General features: G+C 69.0%; 13 protein-coding genes. 10 read left to right on the top strand and 3 right to left on the bottom strand.

Annotation, left to right across the window (positions count from 1 at the left end):
- Positions 1 to 657: a GntR family transcriptional regulator gene (locus BW39_RS09050; RefSeq protein WP_043821229.1), complete on the bottom strand. Its 657-nt coding sequence runs from the start codon at positions 655 to 657 to the stop codon at positions 1 to 3.
- A 188-nt stretch (positions 658 to 845) separates the two neighbouring features.
- Between BW39_RS09050 and BW39_RS09045 the strand changes: the two genes are divergently transcribed.
- From BW39_RS09045 to BW39_RS09035, 3 genes are read left to right on the top strand one after another with little or no spacing between them, the layout of a single operon-like run.
- Complete coding sequence (locus BW39_RS09045; RefSeq protein WP_081816164.1) at positions 846 to 1742, top strand: NAD(P)-dependent oxidoreductase; 897 nt, start codon at positions 846 to 848, stop codon at positions 1740 to 1742.
- A 47-nt stretch (positions 1743 to 1789) separates the two neighbouring features.
- The gene (locus BW39_RS09040) at positions 1790 to 2776 is read left to right on the top strand and encodes a Bug family tripartite tricarboxylate transporter substrate binding protein (RefSeq protein WP_043821225.1); all 987 of its coding nucleotides are present in this window, start codon (positions 1790 to 1792) and stop codon (positions 2774 to 2776) included.
- Between the two features lie 40 nt (positions 2777 to 2816).
- Positions 2817 to 3491, top strand: coding sequence for an RraA family protein (locus BW39_RS09035; protein WP_043821223.1), 675 nt, complete (start codon positions 2817 to 2819; stop codon positions 3489 to 3491).
- A 44-nt stretch (positions 3492 to 3535) separates the two neighbouring features.
- Here the strand turns inward: BW39_RS09035 and BW39_RS09030 are convergent, their stop codons facing one another.
- Positions 3536 to 3874, bottom strand: a complete 339-nt coding sequence (locus BW39_RS09030) for a DUF6616 family protein (protein WP_043821222.1) — start codon at positions 3872 to 3874, stop codon at positions 3536 to 3538.
- 145 nt (positions 3875 to 4019) lie between these two features.
- Between BW39_RS09030 and BW39_RS09025 the strand changes: the two genes are divergently transcribed.
- The 6 genes from BW39_RS09025 to BW39_RS09000 all read left to right on the top strand — a co-directional run bounded on the left by BW39_RS09025 (position 4020) and on the right by BW39_RS09000 (position 10472).
- Positions 4020 to 5135: a saccharopine dehydrogenase family protein gene (locus BW39_RS09025; RefSeq protein ID WP_013801836.1), complete on the top strand. Its 1116-nt coding sequence runs from the start codon at positions 4020 to 4022 to the stop codon at positions 5133 to 5135.
- Positions 5132 to 5707, top strand: a complete 576-nt coding sequence (locus tag BW39_RS09020; protein WP_043821221.1) for a DUF4166 domain-containing protein — start codon at positions 5132 to 5134, stop codon at positions 5705 to 5707. The genes BW39_RS09025 and BW39_RS09020 overlap by 4 nt, the downstream gene beginning before the upstream one ends.
- Positions 5704 to 6093, top strand: a complete 390-nt coding sequence (locus BW39_RS09015; protein WP_013801838.1) for a thiol-disulfide oxidoreductase DCC family protein — start codon at positions 5704 to 5706, stop codon at positions 6091 to 6093. Before BW39_RS09020 ends, BW39_RS09015 begins: the two co-directional genes overlap by 4 nt.
- Before the next feature lie 188 nt (positions 6094 to 6281).
- Positions 6282 to 7706 (top strand): leucyl aminopeptidase family protein, encoded by a 1425-nt coding sequence (locus BW39_RS09010; RefSeq protein ID WP_235264181.1) that lies wholly within the window; start codon positions 6282 to 6284, stop codon positions 7704 to 7706.
- A gap of 115 nt (positions 7707 to 7821) precedes the next feature.
- Positions 7822 to 9492, top strand: a complete 1671-nt coding sequence (locus BW39_RS09005) for an ABC transporter substrate-binding protein (RefSeq protein WP_043821218.1) — start codon at positions 7822 to 7824, stop codon at positions 9490 to 9492.
- A gap of 110 nt (positions 9493 to 9602) precedes the next feature.
- Positions 9603 to 10472 carry a DMT family transporter gene (locus tag BW39_RS09000; protein WP_043821216.1) on the top strand — a complete coding sequence of 290 codons (870 nt, stop codon included), beginning with the start codon at positions 9603 to 9605 and terminating at the stop codon, positions 10470 to 10472.
- 66 nt (positions 10473 to 10538) lie between these two features.
- Here the strand turns inward: BW39_RS09000 and BW39_RS08995 are convergent, their stop codons facing one another.
- Positions 10539 to 11426: a LysR substrate-binding domain-containing protein gene (locus BW39_RS08995; protein ID WP_043821215.1), complete on the bottom strand. Its 888-nt coding sequence runs from the start codon at positions 11424 to 11426 to the stop codon at positions 10539 to 10541.
- A gap of 201 nt (positions 11427 to 11627) precedes the next feature.
- Here BW39_RS08995 and BW39_RS08990 point away from each other — a divergent pair, with 201 nt between their 5' ends.
- Complete coding sequence (locus tag BW39_RS08990) at positions 11628 to 17654, top strand: DUF4011 domain-containing protein (protein ID WP_043821213.1); 6027 nt, start codon at positions 11628 to 11630, stop codon at positions 17652 to 17654.
- Positions 17655 to 17748 lie beyond the last annotated feature (94 nt).

Raw genomic sequence — 17748 nt, 5'->3', positions numbered from 1 at the left:
TCATGCATCCGCGCGGTATTCCCCCCGGTGCTTCATGAACCGGTGGTAGGACATGCGCAGGTGCAGCTGCATCACCTGGCGTGCCAGCTCTCCATCCCTGGCGCGTACGGCGATCACCAGATCGCAGTGGTGGTGCAGGCTTTGCACCAGCTCTTCGGGCGTGTAGATGTAGAACGACCGCTTGATGATCGGCATGTCGATCATCGTCGCCAGCATGGTCTTGAGGCGCGGCGAGCCCGATGCCTCGATCAGCGCGTGGTGAAAATCCCGGTTGGCTGACTGCACCTCGCCAATGCCGTCGTGGCCAGCGGCAATGCCGGCCTCCATGCGCTGGTTGCTGGCCTCCAGCTCATCGGCCAGCCCCTCGCCGCCGCGCGTGGCCGCGAGGAATGAGGCGTACGGCTCCAGCAGCATGCGCAGCTGGAAGGTCTCCTCCACATCCCAATCGCTCCACTCCGACACGCGGATACCCTGGCCCGCGCCATCGGTGGCCAGGCCATCTTCCACCAGGCGGTGCAGCGCATTGCGCACCGGCGTGCGGCTCAGTCCCAGGTCGCGGGCAATGGGCTCCTCCTTGAGCTGTTCGCCGGGTCGGTAGTGGCCGCCGATGAGCCGCTGCCGCAGAACCTCGTACGCCTTGTCTTTCACGTTTTGCACTGTGTTTGCACCAGGTGGGTGGGGATGGTGCGCCGATTCTAGGTGACGACGGAGGAGCTGGCTGCGCTGCGCTTCATCCGAAAAAATACAAAACAAGTACAAATATCCGCAGTTCTACGGGAAATCTCTATGAATGGATCGGAGATGCACTTCATAGACTGCGCTCAATGTTTTAAATTTGTACTTTTATGAAGTTCGCGATACTGGGTGGTGGAATGGTCGGCGCCTGCTACATGCAGGCCTTTGTGGAGCAGGGACACAGCCTGGTGGGCCTGTGCGACCTGCAGCCCAACGCTGCGGTGGCCGACGCCGTGCAGGCCGCTGGTGCGCAGGTGCATACCGCGCCCGGTGCCTGGCTGGCCGAGGCCGACGTGGTGGTGAGCGCCGTGTTCGGCACCGTGGCGCGCAGCCTGTTCGAGGCCTGCCTGCCCCATCTGCGTGATCTGCGCGATCTGCGCGATGGCGTGGTCTATGTGGACATGACCACGGCCGACCCGCAGGAGATGCGCGAATGCGGCGAGCTGGCCCGGCGCGTCGCCCAGGGCAGGGCGGTGCACTTCGTGGACGTGGCCATCACCGGCGCGGTCAACCTGGGCGGCAGCAAGACGCCGCTGCTCGTGGCCGGTGGCAAGGCCGGTTTTGTACAGGAATTGTTCTTGCCCCTTGGCGGCTCGGTTCGCGTGGTGGGCGGACAGCCGGGCGATGCTGCCGCGCTCAAGCTCCTGCGCAGCATCTACACCAAGGGGGCCGAAGCGCTGGCCGTGGAGTGCCTGGTGACGGCCCAGCAGATGGGCCTGCGCGAGCAGCTGCATGCCGTGCTGCAGGACATCGACGAGACACCGCTGCGCACGCTGATGGAGTCCATGGTGCGCACGCACATCCCGCATTCCGCGCGCCGCCGCAACGAGGTGGCCGAGGCCCGGCAGCAGATGGCCCGCAACGGCCTGGCGCCCATCGCCTTGCCCGCTGTCGAGGCGCTGTTCGCCGCTACGGCCCGGGCGCATGCGGCCCAGCCGTTCACCGGCACCTCTACCGACGAGGCCATCGATTGGCTGGGCAGCCACGTGCTCGCCAGCCAAGCCTGATCAACGTACCCCTGCGCCAACCGACACCACCAAAGGAGACATCCGCAATGACGACCTCGACCCGACGCCGCCTGGCCCTCGCCAGCCTGCTGGCACTGACCGCTGCCGCCATGGCCCCGGCCCATGCCCAGGGCACCTATCCGCAGCGGCCCATCAGGTTCATCGTGCCCTTTCCGGCCGGTGGCGGCACCGACAACCTCACGCGGCTGGTCGGCACCAAGCTCACCGAGGCCCATGGGTGGGCCATCGTGGTGGAGAACAAGCCCGGTGCCGGTGGCAACCTGGCCCTGGACCAGGTGGCCAAGGCCCCCGCCGACGGCCTGACCCTGGTGATGGCGCAGACCGACAACGTGGTTCTCAACCCGCTGCTGTACTCCAAGCTCACCTACAACCCCGACAAGGACCTGCGCGCCGTGGCCCTGGTCGCAGCCGGCCCGGCCGTGCTCGTGGTGAATGCCGATTCGCCGTACAAGTCCCTGGACGACATCGTCCAGGCGGCGAAGAAGGACCCCGGGCGCCTGAGCTTTGCCACGCCGGGCACCGGCACCATTTCGCACCTCATCAGCGAGGCCTGGCAGAAAAGCTCGAATGTGAAGTTCACCCACGTGCCGTTTCGCGGCATGGCGCAGGCCATGCCCGACCTGCTGGGCGGGCGCATCGACATGTACATGGGCTCCGTCCCCACGCTGCTGTCGCACATCCAGTCGGGCAAGGTGCGCGCCATCGGCGTGACCACCGCGAGCCGCTCCAAGCTGCTGCCCAACGTGCCGACCTACACCGAATCCGGCATCAAGGGCGTGGAGCTGGCCAGCGTGTGGGGCGTGATGGCCCCGGCCGGCACCTCCGACGCCATCGTCAAGCAGCTCAACGAAGCCATCAACAAGGTGGTGAACGCACCCGACACGGCCAGGAAGATCGCCGACTCAGGTGCCGAACTCATCACCGGCACACCGCAGGACATGGCCAGGCTCTACGCCAGCGACCGCGCACGCCTGGCACCCATCGTCAAGAGCTCTGGCACCACGCTCGATTGAGCGGCACGGCTTTCATTCCATCCACTCTGAGAACCACACCATGATCGGTCTTCAAATTCTGAAGCGGCAACGCGCTGTCAGCCTCGATATTGCCAGGCGCTATCTCGAGGTGCCTGTTGCCAACGTCAGCGACTGCATGGCCCGCATGACGGCGGGCGGCGCGCGGTTGCGCCCCATGCACGGCGGCGGGCGCATGGCCGGCCCCGCGTTGACCATCAAGACACGCCCGGGCGACAACCTCATGCTCCACAAGGCACTTCAACTGGCCAGCCCAGGTGATGTGATCGTGGTGGATGCGGGTGGCGACCTCACCAACGCACTCATCGGAGAAATCATGGTCGGAGACGCCATGCGTCGCCAGCTGGGCGGCATCGTGATCAACGGCGCGATCCGGGACGCGGCATGGATTCGTGCTGGCAGCTTCCCGGTATTCGCCGCGGGCGTCACGCACCGCGGACCCTACAAGGACGGCCCGGGCGAAATCAATGTGCCTATCGCCATCGATGGCATGGTGATCGAGCCCGGTGACCTCATGATTGGCGACGACGATGGCTTGCTGTGCGTACCGTATGCGCAGGCGCAGGCCTTGCTGGATGCAGCACACGGAAAGCAGGTCGTTGAGGCCAGGATGGTGGCCGACATCGCTGCCGGTACTTACAGCGCGCCATGGATCGACGAGACGCTCAAGCGTCTGGGGTGTCCGATTCAGCCGTAGGGCCGGCGCGGCATCACCCATACAGCACCCATGGCTCGTCCGCCTCAGGCCTCGGCCAGCGCCTTCAGATGGCTTTCCAGGCCACCCGTGCCGCTGGCCGCGTTCACATGGTCGAAGTAGCCGTACCAGCCGCTGGCCTTGATACCCGCCAGCAGGGCATCGCGCGCGGCGGTATCGGGAAAGCGCCAGATGCCAAGGAAGCGGTGCGGGCTGGCCTGGTCCAGGCCGCGCTCGGTCTCGGCCAGGGCCAGCACCTGCACGCCCATGGCAGCCAGCCCGCCCATGGCTCTGGCAACCCCCTCCAGAAACTGCTGGCGCTGCGCGGCGGGCAGGGCCAGCCAGGCGGGGTTGGGGGAATAGAGCTCGACCAGATAGTGGGACATGGTGTTTCCTGGGGTTGAGGCGCTGTGCGCCAGGTGTGGTGCCGGCATATTGTATTGTGGCTAACCATATATTTTCCTGATGAAACACCTTGGAGGGAAATGCTGCCACCGCCGTCCTGGCGACCGGTCGGCCCTACACTGGCGCATGCACGAATTCAGGGTGATGGTTGTCGGGGGATATGGCTTTTTCGGCAGCCGGCTGGTGCGCCGGCTGGCACGGCAGAAGGCGCTGCACATCGTGGTGGTGGGCCGCTCGGGCGCCAAGGCACAGGCCTTGGTCGATGCGCTTTTGCCTGATGCCCATGCCGGGCTGTCCGCCGTGGCGGTGGACGCCATGGACCCGGGGCTGCAGGCCCGGCTCCAGGAGCATGGCATCCATCTCCTCATCCATACCTCAGGCCCTTTCCAGGGGCAGGACCATCGCGTGGCACAGGCCTGCGCCCATGCGGGCGTGCACTACGTGGACCTGGCCGATGGCCGCGACTTCGTCGGCGGCATCACCGCCCTGCAAGCCGCTGCGCTGGCCCGGGGCGTGCTGCTGACCAGCGGGGCCAGTTCCGTCCCCGCACTGTCCACGGCGGTGGCCGATCGGCTGGCAGGCGGCATGGCCTGCGTGGATTCCATCGACATAGGCATCAGCCCCGGCAACCGCACGGAGCGCGGCCTGTCCACGGTGGCCGGCATCCTGAGCTACTGCGGCAAGCGCCTCGCGTCCGCTGGCCCGCAGCCGGTGTTCGGCTGGTCGGGCAGCTGGCGCCACCGCTATCCCGAGCCTGTGGGGGCGCGGCTGCTGTCGCCCTGCGATGTGCCTGATCTGGTACTGCTGGCACCCCGGTATGCGGGCAAGCCTGGCGTGCGTTTTGGCGCGGGGCTGGAGTTGGCATTTCTGCACAGGGGCATGAATGCCATGGCCTGGCTGGCGCGCCTGGGCCTGGTGCGCGACTGGTCGGTGCACGCCGCGTGGCTCAAGCGCGCGGCGGACTGCTTCAAGGACTGGGGCAGCGATGCGGGTGCCATGCATGTGTGCGTGCGTGGGCGGGACGCACAGGGCTTCGTGCAGGAGCGCCTCTGGGTGCTGGTCGCCGGGTCGGGCGACGGCCCCTATGTGCCCACGCTGGCCGCCTCGGCCCTGGCGCGGAAGCTGGCGGCAGGCCAACTGCCCGCCGTGGGCGCCATGCCCTGCATGGGCCTGCTGACCCTGGAGGATTTCGAGCAGGAGGCCCGTGGCCTGGACATCCGCATGAGGGAGATCCATCCATGAGCCGGAGGCTGTCCATGTACGAGCAGGCCATGGGCGAGCGCTTTGCCCGGCTGGACCCCGCCGTGCAGGCCTTCCACCGCCTGACGGGCCGCCATGAGCTCCATGGCTGGGTCCGCACCCAGGCGCCGCAGTCCCTGGCGGCCCGGCTGCTGGCGCTGTGTCTGGGCACGCCGCTGCGCGCCAGCGAGGGGCCCATCCGCTTCGCGCTGCATGCCCAGCCCCAGCGTGAGGTCTGGACCCGCCACTTTCCCGCGCAGACCATGCGTTCCAGCCTGCGCCTGCAGGACGGGCAGATCATCGAATCCCTGGGCGCAGCGCGGCTGAGCTTCGGGTTGGAGGCCGATGGCAATCGGCTGGTGATGCGCCTGCGCAAGTTGCGCTTTCTGGGCATGGCCTGCCCGGCCTGGCTGGAGCCGCGCATCGTGGCCGAGGAGCGCGGCGAGGGGGATCGCCTGCATTTCCACATCGAGGCAGCCGTGCCCTGGGTGGGCGTGGTCGCCAGCTACAGCGGGCATCTGCAATTGCCCACGGTGCGGCAAGACACTTCAGTGCCCAAGGAGGGCGAATCATGATTGTGGTGTTCGACGGCCAATGCCTGCTGTGCAATGGCTGGGTGCAGTTTCTGCTGAGGCACGACAGGCGCGGCAGGTTCCGCTTTGCCTCCATCCAGGGCGAGGCCGGCGGCAGGATGCTGGCCGATGCAGGCCTGCGGGTCGAAGGTCTGCAGACGCTGCTGCTGGTGGATGGGGACCGTTCCTGGCAGCACACGGACGCCATCCTGCGCGTGCTCCATGGCCTGGGCTGGCCCTGGCGGCTGGCATGGGCGGCGTGGCTGATTCCCCGCCCCCTGCGCGATGGGCTGTACCGCTGGCTGGCTCGCAACCGCTACCGCTGGTTTGGCCGCAGCGCGCAGTGCATGGTGCCCGATCCGCAGGTGGCCGCGCGCTTTCTGGACTGAGCGGCTGCGGCCCGCCTGCACGTAGACGTCCACCAATCATTTCTGCTTTGCATATGCGGCAGGCGTGTTTGCGCCAAGCGGAGTCGGCCCTTAGGCTGGCGCGCTTTGCCAGCACCATGTCCAGCCCTGCCACAAGCTCCCCTTCCCAATCCGGCGCATTCGCCACTTCCCCCCAACCCGCCACGGCGTTGCACCGCGCAACGCCCGTCACGCTGGCGGCCGTGCTGGAGCAACTGCCCTCGGCCCAGGCCCGATGGGCGCGCGCCGCAGGCTTTGATGCGCAGCCGGGCCGCATCCTGCTGTTGCCCGGCATGCAGGCTGAAGTGCAGAGGGAAGGGCAGGGCGATGGCACTGCCCTCGCTGGCGTGCTGGTCGGCGTGGACCCGGATCAGCCGCTGTGGCAGCTGGCCGGCCTGCCGGCGGCGCTGCCGCCAGGCACCTATGCGCTCGCCGATACGGATGAGGCTCAGAGGCCGCATCTGCTGCTGGGCTGGGCACTTGGCGCGTTGCCATCGACCCGCCAGGCGCGGCAGTCGGATGCGGTAACCGCTCCATCACTCGCTCTATCACTCGCTCGGTTGGTGGCAAGCCCCGATGAGCAGGCCGCCGTCGCGCCAATGGCCGCCGCCATTGGCGAGGTGCGGCGGCTGGTCAACCTGCCTGCCAACCAGCTGGGGCCCGAACAGCTGGCCCAGGCCGTGGCCGACCTGGCCGCGCGCCATGGCGCGCGTTACCGGCAATGGGTGGGCGACGAACTGCCTGCCGCAGGCTTTGCCCTGGTGCATGCCGTGGGCCAGGCTGCCCAGACGGCGGCCCAGGCGCCGCGCGTGGCCGAGCTGACCTGGGGCGATGCCGCGCTGCCCCATGTGGTGCTCATCGGCAAGGGCGTGTGCTTCGACTCCGGCGGGCTGGACCTCAAGCCCGCCGCAGGCATGCGCTGGATGAAGAAGGACATGGGCGGCGCCGCGCACGCCCTGGCCCTGGCCGATCTGCTGATGCAGGCGGGCCTGCCCATCCATCTGAAGCTGCTGGTGCCTGCGGTGGAGAACGCCGTGGGTGCCGGTGCGCTGCGGCCCGGCGACATCATCGAGGCCGGTGACGGCCGGCGCGTGGAGATCGAGAACACCGATGCCGAAGGCCGGCTCCTGCTGGCCGATGCGCTGCACCACGCCATTCGCAGCGCGCCCACGCCTCCCGCGCTGCTGATCGACCTGGCCACGCTCACGGGCGCTGCGCGCACGGCGCTGGGGCCGGACCTGCCCGCGCTGTTCAGCAACCATGACGGCTGGGCTGAGGCCCTGCTGACCCAGGGCCGCGCGCAGGCCGACCCGCTGTGGCGCCTGCCCCTGTGGGCCCCGTACCGCCGCATGCTCCGCTCCGACCAGGCCGACCTGCTCAACGCCGCCAGCACGCCGCAGGGCGGCGCCATCACGGCCGCGCTGTTCCTGGAGAGCTTTGTGCCGCCCGAGCTGCCCTGGCTGCACCTGGACCTGTTCGCCTGGAATCTGGAGGAGCGCCCCGGCCGGCCCAGGGGCGGTGAGGCCCAGGGCCTGCGCGCGCTGTACGCCCTGCTGTCGCAGCGCTTTGCATCTGCGCGCAGCGCATTTGCATAGGCGCAATCGGGCTTTGCGGCGGGCTGGTGGCTCCACACAATCGGCCGTCTGGTGCAGCCGGCGCGGCACCCGCCGCCGCCTTCCTGCGATCTTGTTCCGGCTGCCAGGACACTTCATGACCCAAAGACGCTTCCTGCCTCGCCTTTCCCTGCTGCGCACCCACTTGCGCACCCTGCGAACTTCCGCACTGCTTCCCGCCCTGGCCGCAGCCCTGCTGTGCGCACCGCCCGCCCAGGCCGAAACCCTGCGCTGGGCGCGCTCCACCGACGCATCCATGCTGGACCCGCATGCGCTGAACAACGGCCCCAACCACAACCTGCTGCACCAGATCTACGAGCCGCTGATCATCCGCACGGCCGATGGCAAGCTGCTGCCCACCCTGGCCACGTCCTGGGCGCTGACTGCCGACCCCTCGGTCTGGGAGTTCAAGCTGCGCAAGGGCGTGAAGTTCCATGACGGCAGCCTGTTCACGGCCGACGACGTGCTGTTCTCGCTGCGCCGCGCGCGCTCGGCCACCTCGGACATGCGCTCGCTGCTGACCTCGATCACCGACGTGACCAAGGTCGATGCCTTCACCGTGCACATCAGGACCAACGGGCCCAACCCGCTGCTGCCGGCCAGCCTCATCAACATCCAGATCCTGAGCGCCGCCTGGGCCAAGGCCCATGGTGCCGAGCAGCCGCAGAACGCGCTGGCCAAGGAAGAGAACTACGCCACGCGCAACGCCAACGGCACGGGGCCCTACGTCATCGCCTCGCGCGAGCAGGACACGCGCACCGTGCTGCGGCAGTTTCCCGGCTACTGGGGCAAGGGGCTGTTCCCGCTGGAGATCGACGAACTGGTCTACCTGCCCATCAAGTCCCAGGCCACGCGCGTGGCGGCGCTGCTGTCGGGCGAGGTGGACTTCGTGCAGGACCTGCCCATCCAGGACATTGCGCGCCTGAGCGCCGACCCGCGCTTTCGCATCAACCAGGCCGCCGAGAACCGCACCATCTTCCTGGGCCTGAACGTGGGCGCCGCCCCGCTGTCGCATTCCGATGTGAAGGACAAGAACCCGCTGGCCGACCTGCGCGTGCGCCAGGCCTTCCAGCTGGCCATCGACCGGCAGGCCATACAGCGCGCCGTGATGCGCGGCCTGTCCGTGCCCACCAACATCATTGCGCCGCCCTTTGTGCACGGCTACGAGAAATCCTTTGGTGCCGTGGGCAAGGCCGACTTGACCCAGGCCAGGAAGCTGCTGGCCGAGGCCGGCTATCCCAACGGCTTCGGCATCACCCTGCATTGCACGAACGACCGCTACCTGAACGACGAGGCCATCTGCCAGGCCATCGCCGGCTTTCTGGGCCGCATCGGCGTGAAGACCGCCGTGTCGTCCCGGCCGCTGGCCATCCAGACGGCGGCCATCAACAACCAGGAAACGGATTTCTACCTCTACGGCTGGGGCGTGCCCACCTATGACTCGGCCTATGTCTTCGACTACCTGGTGCACACGCGCGGCAAGAACGGCCGGGGCAACACCAATGCCACGCGCTACAGCAATGCCGAGCTGGACAGCCAGATCGTCTCCCTGGCCTCCGAGGGCGATGCGCGCAAGCGCGATGCCACCATCCACTCCATCTGGAGCACGGTGCAAAAGGAGCTGATCTACCTGCCGCTGCACGACCAGATCCAGACCTATGCCATGGTGCGCAAGTTCGACATCCCGGTGAATCCGTCGAACACGCCGTACTTCAAGCTGTTCAAGCAGCCCGGTGCGCGCCAGGCTGCGGTGGCCGGCGCGCAGTGATGCCCGCGCATTCATGAGCGCGATTGCGCAATCGCCGCACAGGTCTCAGCAATGCCTGCAGCCATCGCTCCTACGCTTGCACCCTTGTCAATGCAGGAGTGCAGGCGGATATGGACTGGATGGTGTTGGGGCTGCTGGCCGGCCTGGTGTTGGGGGCATATGACTTTCTGACCAAGCTGGCGCTGGGGGAAAAGTCCGTGCTGGAGGTGGTGTTCTGGTGCTCGGCGCTGGGCGCGCTGCTGTGGCTGCCTTTCGTGGCGATGGGCGATTCCTCGTCCGCCGTGCTGGACCTGCGCCAGCAGATGCTGCTGCTGCCCAAGTCGCTGATGATGGTGGCCACCTGGGTGCTGTCGTACTACTCGGTGAAGGCCTTGCCGCTGTCCATCTCTGCGGGCGTGCGTGCCAGCGGGCCGCTGTGGACGGCGCTGGGCGCAGTGCTCCTGCTGTCCGAGCACCTGGGCTGGTGGCAATGGCTGGGTCTGGCGGTGTCCATGGCCTCGTACTACCTGTTCTCCCTGGTCGGCCGGAAGGAGGGCATAGGCTTTGGCCGCAATCTCTGGGTGCTGTGCATGCTGGCGGCCACGCTGCTGTCCTCGGCCAATGCCCTGTACGACAAGCACATTCTGGCCACGCTGCGCATGGACCTGGTTGCCGTCCAGGCCTGGTCTGCGCTGCAGCGCGGCGCCCTGGCCTTGCTGCTGTTGCCCTGGATCTGGCGCGGGCTGGAGCTGCGCAGCCTGCTGGGGCGCAACTGGGCCGTGCCCGCCATTGCGCTGGCCTATGTGCTGGCCGAGTCCATCTACCTGGCCGCCGTGCAGATGGAGGGCGCGCAGATTGCCGTGATCTCGGTGCTGCGCCGCGCCAATCTGGTCATGGTGTTTGCGCTGTCGGCACGGTTCTTTGCCGAACGCCATCTACGGCCCAAGGCGGCAGCCATGGCGGGCGTGCTGCTGGGCATTGCGCTGACCATGGCGCGCTGAGGATGTGAGGGCGTGAGCGTGCGAACGTGTGAAGCGTGAGCGCGGGTGGCGGGTGGCGGCGCCCGGCTATCCGGCCTCGGCCGCCACCGCACGAATCCAGTCCATGACGGCTGCGCCATGACGCGAGACCATGGCGCGCTCGGAAGCCAGCAGGAAATAGCTCTGGCTGCAGGGGATGGCCGTGTCCGAGACGCGCACCAGGCTGCGCTCGGCCAGCAGGCGCTGGACCAGGGAGCGGCGGCCCAGCGCAATGCCTTGCAGGTTCAGCGCCGCGTCCAGCATGAAGCCCGTGTCCGAGTAGCTGAGCTGGCGCTGGGCTGCCGAGATGCGCAGGCCCGCGGCCTGCAGCCAGGGCTCCCAGGGTTGGCGGCTGTGCGAGAGCAGGTTGGCCCGCCGGAACAGCCCCGCCAGATCCAGGCCCTCGAACTGCTCCAGGTAGCGTGGCGCGGCCACGGCAAACCATTCGTCGTCCAGCAGGCGTTCGCAGTGGAATGCCAGAGGTGCCTGAGGCGCCTGGTGTGCAAAGCGGATGGCGATGTCCGCCTCGCCCTGCTGGAGGTTGACGGTGCGCGTGGTCGGATCGATGGCGATGGACACCTCCGGGTGGCTGCGCTGAAAGGCCGTGAGCGACGGCACCAGCCGCAGCCGTGCGAACGAGGGCAGGGCGCTGATGCGCACCACGTCGCGCCCCTGCACCAGGCTGCCGAAGGTGGTCTCCAGCGCCTGCAGCGGGGCGCGGGTCTGCTGGTGCAGCCAGGCCCCCTCGGCGCTGAGCGTGACCACGCGCGTGGTGCGGTGGAACAGCGGGGTGCCCAGCAGCTTTTCCAATTCGCGGATGCGGTGGCTGACGGCGCTGTCCGAAAGGTTCAGTTCTTCGGCCGCCTGCTTGAAGCTCTGGCTTCGCGCCACGGCATCGAAGGCGGCGATGAGGTGAAGGGGCGGGATGTTGCGCATGGCTGGCCGGCATCGTACTGGAGCCGGGCGCGCCGATGGCCGGCGCCTTCATCCGTGCTCTCATTTTTTGCAAACAGTGACCCCTGAAAACCTCCCATCTCGGACACGGCGCCCCATTCGCAGCGGACAATCGTCGGGCCAGGAATATGACGGGATTTCGACAGTTCCCGCCGCCTGCTGGCCAGCCAAGGACTACCGCGCATGACAGAAGACCCCCGCCGAGATTCCCCCGCAGATGCCGCCGCCGCCCAGGCGCCGCAGACGGCCACGCAGCTGCGCATCGGCACCGTCGCCAAGCTCAATCTCGCCGACTTCCAGAACGCCGTGCCCGCGCTGCTGGAGCTGGCCATCGTCAACGAGGGCGAGCTGCCGCTGCAGGCCCTGAGCCTGCACCTGGCCTCGGAGCCTGCCTTCATCAAGCCGCGCACCTGGCGCCTGGAGTCGGTGGCCGCGCACAGCACCTATGCGCTGACCGACCTGGATGTGGCGCTGGACGGCGCCTTGCTCTCGCGCCTGACCGAGGCCGAGCCTGCCGTGCTGCGGCTGGAGCTGCGCAGCGGCCAGCCGGCAGAGACGGTGCTGGCCCGGCACGAACACCCGCTGGAACTGCTGGCACGCAACCAGTGGGGCGGCCTGGGGCATTTGCCCGAGATGGTGACGGCCTTCGTGCAACCCAACGATCCGGCCGTGGACCGCATCCTCAAGGGCGCGGCGCAGGCGCTGGAGGCGGCGGGCAAGTCCGGCGCCATCAACGGCTATGAACAGGGGCCGCAGCGGGCCTGGGAACTGGCCTCGGCCATCTGGACTTCCGTGCTCCAGAAGAAACTCAACTACGCGCTGCCGCCGGCCAGCTTCGAGCATGCGGGCCAGAAGATACGCGGCGCGTCCCAGGTACTGGATGCGGGCCTGGCCACCTGCCTGGACCTGACGCTGCTGTTCGCCTCCTGCCTGGAGCAGGCGCACCTGAACCCGCTGCTGGTTTTCACGCGCGGCCATGCCTTCGTGGGCCTGTGGCTGGGCAGGCAGGAATTCTCGACCGCCGTGGTCGATGACATCACGGCCGTGCGCAAGCGGCTCAAGCTGCAGGAGCTGGTGGTCTTCGAGACCACGCTGGCCGCGCAAGGCCAGGCCGTGGCCTTCAGCCAGGCCATTGCCCAGGGGGCGCGCCAACTGGCCGAAGAGCATGAGGACCAGTTCGAGCTGCTGGTGGACGTGCGGCGCGCGCGCATGCAGCGCATCCGCCCGCTGGCGCTGGCCCAGCCCCAGGACGCCGCGCCCGAGGCCGGCGAAGGCCAGGCCGAGCCCCGACTCACCGTGGAGCCGCCGCCCGAACTCCTGGCGCAGGCGCAGACACGCGAAGTGCCCACCTCCCAGCTCGATCCCAAGGACAGGCTGGCGCGCTGGCAGCGCCGGCTGCTGGACCTGTCGCTGCGCAATGCCCTGCTCAACTTCAAGCCCGGCAAGAAATCGCTGCTGCTGCAGGTGGCCGCGCCCGCGCTGGAGGACACGCTGGCCCGGGGCCAGGTGCTCAAGCTGCTGCCCAGCCCCGAGCTCATGCAGGGCAAGGACCCGCGCAGCCAGCCATTGCACGAGGCGCGCAGCCTGGAAGACCTGCGCGGCGCGCACGCCGAAGAGGCGCTGCAGCGGCGCGAGGTCTTCATCGACCTGGAGCCGCTGGAGCTGGACAGCCGCTTTGTGGAGCTGTTTCGCGGCGCGCGCAACGCGCTGCAGGAAGGCGGCGCCAACACCTTGTTCGTGGCCCTGGGCTTTCTGGTCTGGAGCCGGCCCGACAAGCCCGATGTGCGCGTGCGCGCGCCGCTGATCCTGCTGCCCGTCACGCTGGAGCGCAAGAGCGCGCGCTCGGGCTTCACGCTGCAGGCGCATGAGGACGAGCCGCGCTTCAACCCCACGCTGGTCGAGATGCTGCGCCAGGACTTCCAGCTGGAGCTGGGCGTGCCCGCAGGCGACCTGCCGCGCGACGAGGCCGGGCTGGACATCACCGGCATCTGGGCCCGCGTGCGCGAGGCGATCAAGGACGTGCGCGGCTGGGAGGTCAGCGAGGACGTGGTGCTGTCCATGTTCTCCTTCGCCAAGTACCTGATGTGGAAGGACCTGGCCGAGCGCGCCGACCAACTGCGCAGCTCGCCCGTGGTCGCCCACCTGATCGACACGCCGCGCGAGCCCTATCGCTCGGAGATCGCCTTTCCCGACACGCGGCGGCTGGACCAGGAGTTCGCGCCGCAGCAGGTCTTCAGCCCGCTGCCGGCCGATTCATCGCAGCTGTCGGCCGTGATGGCCGCTGCGCGCGGCAAGGACTTCGTGCTCATCGGCCCGCCGGGCACGGGCAAGAGCCAGACCATTGCCAACCTGATCGCGCAGTGCCTGGCCGAGGACAAGCGCGTGCTCTTCGTGGCCGAGAAAATCGCCGCGCTGGACGTGGTCTACCGCCGCCTGCGCGAAGTGGGCCTGGGCGAGTTCTGTCTGGAGCTGCACTCCAACAAGAGCCGCAAGCTCGATGTGCTGGGCCAGCTGCAGAAATCCTGGGACTCGCATGGCCAGGTGGATGCCGAGGCCTGGGCCGCCAAGGCCAGCCAGCTCGGCCGCCTGCGCGAGCAGCTGTCGGCCTATGTGGAGCGCCTGCACCGGCGCCACGCCAACGGCTGGACCATCTACCGCGCCATTGGCGCCGTGGCCGGTGGCCAGGAGCTGCCGCGCCTGGGATTTCACTGGCACACGCCCCAGGCCCATGACGAAGCGGGCCTGGCACTTTTGCGCGAGACTGCGGGCCGCCTGCAGGCCAATGCCCAGGCCGTGGGCGCGCAGCATCTGAAGGACGGGCCCCTGGCCACGGTGCAGGCCAGCGACTGGTCCGTGCGCTGGCAGCAGCAGATGGTGGATGCCGCCCAGGCGCTGCACGATGCAGGCCAGGGCTTTGCCGAGGCGGCGCAGCAGCTGGGCCGGCTGCTGCGCATGGAGTGGCCGGCGCTGGGGCGCCAGGCGCGCTCGGCGCTGGGCGTGATCGCGCGCGCGCTGCCTGCGGCCGCAGGCCGCAACCTGGCTTTCTGCGTGCTGCCTGAGGGCTCGCGCATTGGCGAATCCCTGCAATCGGGCCTGCAGCTGCTGGCGCAGCACGGTGATCTGTCCGCACAGATTCCGGCGCCCTGGCCGGCCGAGCTGCAGACGCGCCTGGCCCAGGCGCTGGACCTGCTGGCGCAGCGCCGGCGCCTGCAGTCCGGGCTGGGCACCCCCTGGCCCGTGGCCCTGGGCGATGAGCTGGAGCGCGGCCTGCAGTGCATCGACGAGATCGCGGCGCTGCGCCAGGGCCTGTCCGTCAAGTACGGCCCGGGCGTGGGCCAGCTCAATGTCTCGCAGCTGCAGCGCGAATGGGCCAGGGCCGGCAAGTCCTTGTGGCCGCTGTCCTGGCTGGGCCGGCGCAAGGTGCGCGCGGCGCTGGAGGCCACCATCGAAGGCGCGGGCGAGCCGCGCGTGGCCGATGACCTGGCCGCCCTGGTGCGCATCCGGGGCCTGCGCGAGGAACTGGACCAGATCCAGCCGGGCGCCGCAGCCGACGGCCTGTGGGCCGGACACCGCACGCGCACCGACCATGCGCGCAGCGCCTTGAAGGCCAATGCGGCCCTGCTGGCCGCGCGTGCGCAGAAATCCTTCTCGCTCGATGGACTGGAGGCCGTGGCCGAAGGCCATGGCGGTGAGCGCTGGGCGGCCGAAGTGCAGCGCCTGCAGGCCCTGTACCAGATCGACCGCCAGCTCGATGGCTACCTGCCGCTGGCCGATGCCAGCCACGGCCTGTGGCGCGGCCTGGAAACCGATGCCCAGGCCTTGCAGGACGCGCTGGCCTTCGAGCGCGAGCGCCTGCAACTGACGCGGCGCGGCGGCCTGATGGCATCGCACGCCGCCGTGGCCCAGGGCCGCTGTGGCGCGGCGCTGCAGCAGGCCCATGCGCAGCTGGCGGCCCGCAGCGCCATCGAGGAACAGCTGCTGGCGCTGGACGAGCTGCGCTTGCGCTGCCCCGGCGTCTGGGACGGCCTGGACACGCGCCCGCAAGCCGTGGAGCATGCGCTGCGCCTGCAGGGATCGCTGCAGGCAGGGCTGACCGGGCTGGGCTGGCAGGAGGCCGAGCTGGCCCAGGCACGCCAGGCCCTGCACCAGGTGCTGGCCTTGCGCAGCGCCGAGCTGGGCGAGGGCGCCGCGATCGGCATGGCCTGCCAGCAGTTGCTGGACAGCCTGGCTGGCCTGCACGCGGCCATAGACCCCTTCAGCGCGGCGGCAGCCCATGGCGAGCCGCAGCAGCGTGCCCTGGCCCAGCGCACGGCCGAGCAGCTGGCGGCCACGGCGGGCGGCGTGCTGGCCGGGCAGGGCGGCCTGCATGCCTGGTGCGCCTGGCGCAATGCCCAGGCCGCGGCCCGCGCGGGCGGGCTGGGTGCGCTGGCCGACGCCATCGAGTCCGGCAGCCTGGAACCGGCTCAGGCACCCAAGGCCTTCGAGGTCAACTACGCGCGCTGGTGGCTGGCGCTGGCCGTGGACGAGGACGAGGTGCTCAAGCGCTTCGTCTCTGCCGAGCATGAGCGGCGCATTGCCGACTTCCGCGCGCTGGACGATGAATTCACCTCGGTCACGCGCCAGTGGATACGTGCGCGGCTGTGCGCGGGCCTGCCGTCGGCCGACAGCATCCAGCGCAACAGCGAGTGGGGCATCCTGCGGCGCGAGATCACCAAGAAGCGCCAGCACCTGCCGCTGCGCCAACTGCTGGAGCAGATCCCCTCGGCCGTGCTGCGCCTGACGCCCTGCCTGCTGATGAGTCCGCTGTCCATTGCCCAGTACCTGAGCGCCGAGACCAGCAACTTCGACATCGTCATCTTCGACGAGGCCTCGCAGATCCCCGTCTGGGACGCCATCGGCGCCATGGCGCGTGCCAGGCAGGTGGTCATGGTGGGCGATCCCAAACAGCTGCCGCCCACCAGCTTCTTCGGCCGTGCCGACACCTCCGACACCTTCGACGAGGACACGCAGGGCGTGGAAGGCGACATGGAAAGCATCCTGGACGAATGCCTGGGCGCCAGCCTGCCCACGCGCAACCTGTCGTGGCACTACCGCTCGCGCCATGAAAGCCTGATCGCCTTCAGCAACCACCGCTACTACGGCGGCGGGCTGGTGACCTTTCCCTCGCCCGTCACCGATGACCGCGCCGTCAGCTTCCACGCCGTGCAGGGCCGCTATGAGAAGGGTGGCGCCCGCATCAACCAGCCCGAGGCCAAGGCCCTGGTGGCCGACCTGGTGGCGCGCCTGAAGTCGCCGGGGTTTGCGCAGTCGGGTGCCACCATCGGCGTGGTCACCTTCAACTCCGAGCAGCAAAGCCTGATCGAGGATTTGCTGGACGAGGAGCGCCGCAAGGACCCGGGGCTGGAGCCGTTTTTCTCCGATGCGCTGCTGGAGCCCGTCTTCGTCAAGAACCTGGAAAGCGTGCAGGGCGACGAGCGGGACATCATGTACTTTTCCATCACCTACGGGCCCGATATCTCGGGCGCCGTGTCCATGAACTTCGGCCCGCTCAACCGCGACGGCGGCGAGCGGCGGCTGAACGTGGCGGTGACGCGCGCGCGGCAGGAGCTTCGCATCTTCTCCAGCCTGCGTGGCGAGCAGATGGACCTGTCGCGCACCCAGGCGGCGGGCGTGCGCGATCTCAAGCACTTCCTGGAATTTGCCGAGCGCGGCCCGCGCGCGCTGGCCGAGTCGCACCATGGCAGCCAGGGCGATTTCGACAGCCCGTTCGAGGCCAGCGTGGCCCAGGCGCTGGAGCGCAAGGGCTGGCGCGTGCACACGCAGATCGGCGCATCCTCATTCCGCGTGGACCTGGGCGTGGTGCACCCGGACCATGCGGGCAGCTACCTGGCGGGCGTGGAGTGCGACGGCGCCACCTACCACCGCTCGGCCACGGCGCGCGACCGCGACAAGCTGCGCGAGCAGGTGCTGCGCGGCCTGGGCTGGCAGATTCTGCGCATCTGGTCCACGGACTGGTGGGTCAACCCGGGCGGCACGCTGGAGCGCATCCACGCGGCGCTGACCGCGCTGCTGGAGCAGGACCGGCGCAAGCGTGCGGCCGAGGTTGTCGAGGCGCCGCAGGCGGCTGCAGTCGCCGAGGCAGAGCCAGCGCCAGAGACGCCTGAGGCGTCCGAGGCATCCGTGGAGGACGGCGAGGCGCATAAGGTCTGAAAGTCGGCCGTGCGCATGAAATGGGCACTTGCTGAAGCCAGAGACACCAAGGAAGGGCCGCCCCCGCACCGAGGGTGTCGTCCCCCTCCCCCGC

This window comes from Delftia sp. RIT313 (assembly GCF_000632165.1).
Classification (GTDB): Bacteria; Pseudomonadota; Gammaproteobacteria; order Burkholderiales; family Burkholderiaceae_C; genus Comamonas; species Comamonas acidovorans.
The sequence above is the reverse complement of the archived record's forward strand: the minus strand, read 5'-3'. Positions and strand labels throughout refer to the sequence as shown.